The 6443-nt window shown below is 73.8% G+C and carries 7 protein-coding genes; all 7 read right to left on the bottom strand.

Features of this window, described 5'->3' with window-relative positions; all coding sequences use genetic code 11:
* Window positions 1-27: 27 nt before the first annotated feature.
* Window positions 28-1380, bottom strand: a complete 1353-nt coding sequence (gene mgtE / locus B4M60_RS00375) for a magnesium transporter (RefSeq protein ID WP_414646692.1) — start codon at window positions 1378-1380, stop codon at window positions 28-30.
* Between the two features lies 1 nt (window position 1381).
* A complete protein-coding gene (locus tag B4M60_RS00370) occupies window positions 1382-1732 on the bottom strand; it encodes a cation:proton antiporter (RefSeq protein ID WP_291079381.1) in 351 nt (116 codons plus the stop codon).
* A 5-nt stretch (window positions 1733-1737) separates the two neighbouring features.
* Window positions 1738-2010: a monovalent cation/H+ antiporter complex subunit F gene (locus B4M60_RS00365; protein ID WP_291079380.1), complete on the bottom strand. Its 273-nt coding sequence runs from the start codon at window positions 2008-2010 to the stop codon at window positions 1738-1740.
* Entirely contained in the window at window positions 2010-2339 is a 330-nt protein-coding gene (locus B4M60_RS00360; RefSeq protein ID WP_291079379.1) for a Na+/H+ antiporter subunit E, read from the bottom strand. Before B4M60_RS00360 ends, B4M60_RS00365 begins: the two co-directional genes overlap by 1 nt.
* Complete coding sequence (locus tag B4M60_RS00355; RefSeq protein WP_291079378.1) at window positions 2336-3925, bottom strand: proton-conducting transporter membrane subunit; 1590 nt, start codon at window positions 3923-3925, stop codon at window positions 2336-2338. The genes B4M60_RS00360 and B4M60_RS00355 overlap by 4 nt, the downstream gene beginning before the upstream one ends.
* The gene (locus tag B4M60_RS00350) at window positions 3922-4254 is read right to left on the bottom strand and encodes a sodium:proton antiporter (protein WP_291079377.1); all 333 of its coding nucleotides are present in this window, start codon (window positions 4252-4254) and stop codon (window positions 3922-3924) included. The genes B4M60_RS00355 and B4M60_RS00350 overlap by 4 nt, the downstream gene beginning before the upstream one ends.
* On the bottom strand, window positions 4251-6443 hold a 2193-nt coding region (gene mbhE / locus B4M60_RS00345; RefSeq protein WP_291079376.1), incomplete at its 5' end, for a hydrogen gas-evolving membrane-bound hydrogenase subunit E. The genes mbhE and B4M60_RS00350, both read right to left, overlap by 4 nt.

The raw sequence follows: 6443 nt of genomic DNA, 5'->3' as shown, positions 1-6443 counted from the left end.
GGCGCAGGTCGGCGGGGGCGGCGCCGGTCAGAGGCCGAGGACGGCCTTGGCGATGAGGAAGTAGACGACCAGGCCGGTGGCGTCGACGAAGGTCGTGATGAAGGGGTTGGAGAACACCGCCGGATCCGCGCGCACCGCCTGCGCGAGCAGCGGCATGACCCCGCCGACCGTCGCGGCGATGGTGCACAGGGCCAACAGTGTCAGCCCGATGACCATCCCCAGGTCGACCCCGTAGACCAGCCCGGCCACCGCCCAGCCGACCCCGCCCAGGACCAACCCCAGCGTGAGGCCCGTCCGGATCTCCAGCAGCGTCACCCGCAGCACGTCGCGGGGTCGGACGTCGCCGAGGGCCAGCGCCCGGGTCACCGTGGTGGCGGCCTGGTTGCCGGTGTTGCCGCCGGTGCCGATGATCAACGGCACGAACAGCGAGAGCGCCACCACCTGCTCGATCGTCCCCTCGAACACCTCCAGCACCTGCACGGTCAGCGCGGCGCCGAGGGCCAGGACCAACAGCCACACCACGCGCGAGCGGACCAGCGACCGCACGGGGGTCGACAGGTACGGGCGGCGCAGCGGCTCGGCGCCACCCTGGCGGGCCGCGTCCTCGGAGTCGGCGACCTCGAGGACCCGCAGGGCGTCGTCAAAGGTGAGGATGCCCACCAGGCGGTGCTCGTCGTCGACCACAGGCAGGACGATCAGCCGCTCCTCTGCGGACCGGCGGGCCGCGGCCTCCGCCGACTCGCGGGCCCGGGCGGTCACGGCCTCGTTCATCAGGGTGCGGATCGGGGTATCGGGGTCGGCGCGCATCACCGCGCGCAGGCCCACGATCCCCACGAGGCGGCGCTCGTCGTCGGTCACCGGCAGGCCGTAGATGGTCTCCACCTGGTCTATCCGGCGGCGCACCCGCTCCAGCGTCTCGCCGGCGGTGGTGTCGGGGTGGGTGCTGATGAACTCCGGGGTCATCCGGCGACCGACCGAGCCCGCCGGGTAGTCCAGGACGGTGTCGGTCAGGGCCTTCTCGTCCGCGGAGAGCCCGCGCAGGAGCCGGGTGGCGAGGTTGGCCGGCAGCTCGTCGACCAGGCCGGCACGGTCGTCCGGGTCGAGGTCGGCGAAGATCTGGCTGACCCGGTCGGCTTGGAGCCCGCGGATCAGCTCGGACTGCACCGGCGGGTCGAGCGCCTCGAACACCACGTGCGCCGTGCCCTTGGACAGCAGCCGGAAGAGCACCGCGCGGTCCTTGGCGCCGCTGCGCTCGAGGACGTCCACCACCAGCCACGGCGGCATGCCCTCGACGAGGTCGGCCGCCCCGTGGAGGTCGCCGGCGTCCAGCAGCGCGTCGATCTGCCTGGCGGCCACGGCCGGGTCGCCGATCGAGACCACGTCAGCCCTCCCCTGCGATGTCGTCGTACGCGGTCCGTGGGTCCAGCCGGCCGTCGGAGCGGTAGGCGGCGCGGGCGAGGGTGATGGAGGCGACCGTCGTCACGACCACCGTCGCGCCCAGCGCCACCAGGGCCGTGAGCAGGGCCATCCACCGGAAGCCCGCGGTGAGGTCGTCGACGTAGGCCGCCGCGATGAACAGCATCATCCCGAGCCCGGTGGCCACGGAGAGGATGTTGATCCGCGTCAACGCGTCGCCGGCCCTGGCCATGGTCACGGCCGCCACGAGGAAGCAGAGCGACCCGAGCAGCGCGGGGACGCCGATCAGCAGGTCGGAGATCACCGGGTGGCCCATCGCCGTCACCGCCGTCCCCGCGACAGCAGCCGCGCCAGGGCGACCGTGGACAGGACGCCGACGAGCGAACCGAGCATCACCACGTCCAGCGCGACCGCGGAGCCCTCGCGGATCACGAACATGACGAACAGCGCCAGCGCGCAGAAGTAGCTGAGGTCGGCCATCACGGCGCGGCTGGCGTCGCCCGGCCCCCGCACCGCGCGGTACGCCGCGACCAGCATGCTCGCGGCCACGATCACGGTGGACACCCCCAGCAGCGCGGTGAGCAGTGGACTCATCAGCCATCACCTCTCAGGACGGACAGGACCCGGTCCTCGGTCCGGGCGAGCAGGTCGATCATCTCCCCGCGCGGCCCGCCGAGCACGATGTGGACCCACATCTCCTCGCGGCCGATCACGGTCACCAGGGTCCCGGGCGTCACCGTGATGGCCCAGGCCAGCGCCGTGACCTCGAGGTCGGTGCGGCTGCGCATGGGGTAGCGGACCAGGACGGGCGAGCCGATCGGGCCCGGGGTGACCGCCGTCCGGGCCAGCGCCCACGACGACACCACCACGTTCCACAGCAGCCAGCCCAGCACGAGGGGGGCCCGGAGCGCGCGGCGGATCACGAGGCGCCGCCGATCGTGGTGGCGGTCATCGCGTCGGGCCCGCCGAGGACGGCCTGCACGTACCCGGCGGTGTCGACCAGCCCGGCCACGGCGCGGTCGACCTCAGGGGCCACCGCCCCGTAGCCCAGGAACAGCGCCACCGAGACCGCGACCAGCGCGCCGCCGGGCACGAGCAACCGCGCGGGCACGGTGGCGGGGCTGCGCCTGTCGTCGTCGTCCCCCAGCCCGCCGTCGCGCTGGTCGTCGATCGGTGTCGCGCCCGGGGACCCGCCGTCGACCGGGCCGCCGGCCCACATCGTGCCGCGCCACAGCCGGAGCATGGCCACCAGCCCGATGAGCGACCCGACCAGGACGACGACGAGGGTGGCCACCCCCCACGCGGTGCCCGCCCCGAGGGCGGCGGAGAGGACCTCGAGCTTGCCGATCAGTCCCGACGTGGGGGGCAGTCCGATCAGGGCGGCGATCGCCAGCGCCAGGAGGACGCCCAGCGGCCGCTCGCGGTGCCACAGTCCGGACAACCCGCCCGGTACGGAGCCGCCCAGCCGGCCGCTGCGGTAGACGTGCTCGGCGGCGCCCAGCAGCATGACCAGGGCGCCGATGGTGACCATGTGGTGGATCATGTAGACGATCGCCCCGCCCGGTGCCCGGGACACGGCGAGCGCGGCGAGGATCACGCCGACGCCGGAGACCATCTGCCACGCCAGGATCTCGCGGGCGCCGACGGGGGCGGCCGAGGCGACGGCGCCCCAGAGGATGGTCACCAACGCCACCACCAGGAGGACGCGGCCCCACGCGGGGTCGAGGTCGAAGGCGGTGGCCCAGATCCGGATGACCGCGTACAGCGCGATCTTGGTGTGCAGCGCGGAGAACAGCGCCATGACCCCCGCGGAGGTCCCGGGGTAGGTCCGGGGCAGCCAGCCGTGGACGGGCACCGCGCCGGCCTTGATGCACAGGGCCATCACCACCACGCCCAGGGCCGCGGCCACCCGGCCGTCTTCCTGCGCGGCGCCGGCCAGGACGGCGAGGTTGACCGTCCCGGCGGTGGCGTAGACGAAGCCCACGCCCGCGAGCAGGAGCGTGGAGGTGAGCAGGTTGATCACCACGAACAGCCGGCCCACGCCGAGGCGTCGCCACGTGCCTGTCATGGCGATGAGCGCGTACGAGGGCAGCAGCATCACCTCGACAAAGACGAACAGGTTGAACAGGTCGCCGGTGAGCAGCGCGCCGTTCGCGCCGGCGAGCAGGAGCAGCGCAAGCGGGGCGAAGTAGCGGCTGCGGTCGAACTCGCCGGTCTGCGCGCAGAACACCAGGGCCGTCAGGGCCACTACCCCCGTGGCGATGAGCATGAGGGCGGTGAAGGGGTCCGACACGAACGGGATGGACACGCCGGGGACGAACCCGCCGACCTGGGTCGCGACGACGGGATCGGACCGGTGGTGCAGGAGGAGTCCGAACCCGGCGACCGCCGTCGCGGCGGGGACCGCCAGGGCCATCGCCCGCCCGACCGCGCGCCACGGCAGCATGGCGGTGAGGGCGGCGGCCATCACGGGGACGGCGGCCAGCAGCGGCAGGAGCAGGGCGGTCACGTCTCGTGCTCCTCACCGGTCGCGGGGATGTCGTGGGTGTCGTCGTCCAGGCTCACCACGGCCAGCGAGAGCATGAACACGGTCACGGCGAACGCGATGACGATGGCCGTGAGCACGAACGCCTGCGGGAGCGGGTCCGCGGACACCTCCGCACTGTTGGTGCCGGCCAGCGGTTCCGTCCGCCACGCCGAGACCCCCGCGGTGAGCAGGAGGAGGTTGACGGCGTGGCTGACCAGAGCCAGCCCGAACACCACCCGGACCATGCCGCGCTGCATCATCAGGTAGACGCCGCCGGCGGTGAGGACGCCGATCATGATCGCGAGGGTCACGTCGCGGCCTCCTCGGACCGGGTCCGGGTGCCGCGGCGCGGGACCGCCGGGGCGTCCGGGCCGGGCACGACCTCGGCGGGGGAGCGACCCGCGCCGAGGGTGTTGAACGCCGTCATGACCAGCCCCAGCACGCCGGCGAACACCCCGAGGTCGAAGATCAGGGCGCTGGTGACGTGCTGCCCGGCGAGGTACCAGTGGGCGGGCTCGAGGAACTGGCCGAGCGCGTAGCCGCCGACCCCGGTGAGCCCCGCCACCAGGAGCCCGCCCCCGATGAGCGCGACCGGCGTGGAGGGCCTGCTCACCGGCGAGTCCGACTCCCGGGCCAGGTAGATGAGCGCGAACGCGCACGAGGCGACGAGCGCGGCGATGAATCCGCCGCCGGGGTCGTTGTGGCCCCGCCACAGCAGCAGGACCGAGACCACGGCCAGGACCGGGGCCACCCCGCGGGCGAGCAGGCGCAGCGGTGCGGTGTTGCGGGCCGCGTCCTCGATGGCCTCGGCTGCCGAGCCGGTGCTCTGCTCGGAGCCGGGGAGTGAGTCCCTGTCCGGCGGGGGCTGGATCGCGCCCGCCGTCGCGCGGACCGATCCGAGGACCCCGAGGATCGCGATCCCGGCCACGCCCAGCACCGCGACCTCGCCGAAGGTGTCCAGGGCGCGGAACTCCACGAGGATCGTGTTGACCACGTTCCCGCCGCCGGTGATCTCGGGACCGTTCTCGAGCAGGTACATGCCGATCGGGGAGCGCTCCCGGCGGCCGGTGAAGACCAGCGCGGCGACCGTGGCCACGACCCCCGAGAGCACCGCCAACACCATGGCGGCGGTGCGGCGGCCGCGCGAGGGGGCGATGAAGTCCCGGGGCAGTCGCCGCAGGACCAGCATCAACACGATGATCGTGAGCGCCTCGACCAGCAGCTGCGTGAGCCCCACGTCCGGGGCGCCGAGCCCGAAGATCTGAATGGTCACCGCGATGCCGACGGCGGAGAGGAGCACCACGGCGGCCAGTCGGGAGCGCGCGGCGCACAACCCGCCCACGGCCACCACCACCACCGCCAGCACGAGGAGGTCGATCGTCCGGTCGAGGCTGCCGACGCGCGGCGGGATCGTGGCGCCGGTCGCCAGCGCCCAGCCGCCGACCCCGAGCGCGTACACACTCACGGTGGCGATCAGGGCGCCGGCGTGTCGGGCCGGAGAGTCCGAGGCGGTGGGGCGGACCAGGGCCCGGCCCGCGCTGGTGACGGCCGACGTCAGGGACTCCAGGACCGAGGCGCCGGTGAACGGCAGCAGCTCGCGGTCCAGGGCCCGGTCGATCGCGCCGCGGCGCCACACCAGGAGGCAGCCGAGCGCCAGGATGAGCGCAGTGAGCCCCAGCTCGAGCGTGAACCCGTGCCACAGGACGAAGTGGGCCTCGTAGGGCGGGTCGTCGGTCCCCCCGGCCGCGGCCCCGGCGACCGCCGACATGGGGACGTCGAACACCCACACCGCCAACGCCAGCGGCAGGCCGATCACCGCGGGCAGGGCGGCGGGCAGCCAGAGGCGCACCGGGGCCTCGTGGACGTTCGAGGCATCGACCCGGTCGGGGTCGGCCGCCGGGCGGGCGGGGTCGCGGTAGGCGCCGAGGAAGCCGCCCAGCACGATCCGCGCGCTGTAGAGGAACGTCAGCACGGCGCCGACCACCGCCGCGGTGAGCAGGGCGGTGACCGCCACCGTGTTCCCGCCGGCCACGCCGCCGAACGCGATGAGCATCGACTCCTTGGACACGAAGCCCAGGGTGGGCGGGACGGCGGCCATGGCCGCCGCGCCCAGGACCGTCGCGCCGAACGCCCACGGCATCCGTCGCCACAGCGGGCCCAGGTCGCGGATGTCCCGCGATCCGGCCTCGTGGTCCACCACACCGACCAGCATGAACAGCCCCGACTTGAACAGGGCGTGCGCGACGGTGTGCAGGGCGGCGGCGGCGAGCGCCTCCCGGGTGCCCACCCCGATGGCCGCGATGATCCACCCCAGCTGGCTGACGGTGGAGTACGCCATGAGCTGCTTGAGATCGGTCTTCTGCAGCGCGAACAGCGCGGCCATGACCGCCGTGCCCATGCCCACCGAGACCAGCAGCGCGTTCCACACCGGCACGTCGTGGAACGCCGGCGAGAACCGCATGAGCAGGAAGATGCCGGCCTTGACCACCGCGGCGGCGTG

Origin of the sequence: Dietzia sp. UBA5065 (assembly GCA_002415925.1) — a bacterium.
Lineage (GTDB): Bacteria > Actinomycetota > Actinomycetes > Mycobacteriales > Mycobacteriaceae > Dietzia.
This window is presented reverse-complemented; position numbering and strand designations above follow the sequence as displayed.

What these genes read in the sequence shown, in the direction of transcription:
- B4M60_RS00370 (WP_291079381.1), bottom strand. Translation starts at nt 1,732, where the DNA reads ATGGGCCACCCGGTGATCTCCGACCTGCTGATCGGCGTCCCCGCGCTG.
- B4M60_RS00365 (WP_291079380.1), bottom strand. Translation starts at nt 2,010, where the DNA reads ATGAGTCCACTGCTCACCGCGCTGCTGGGGGTGTCCACCGTGATCGTG.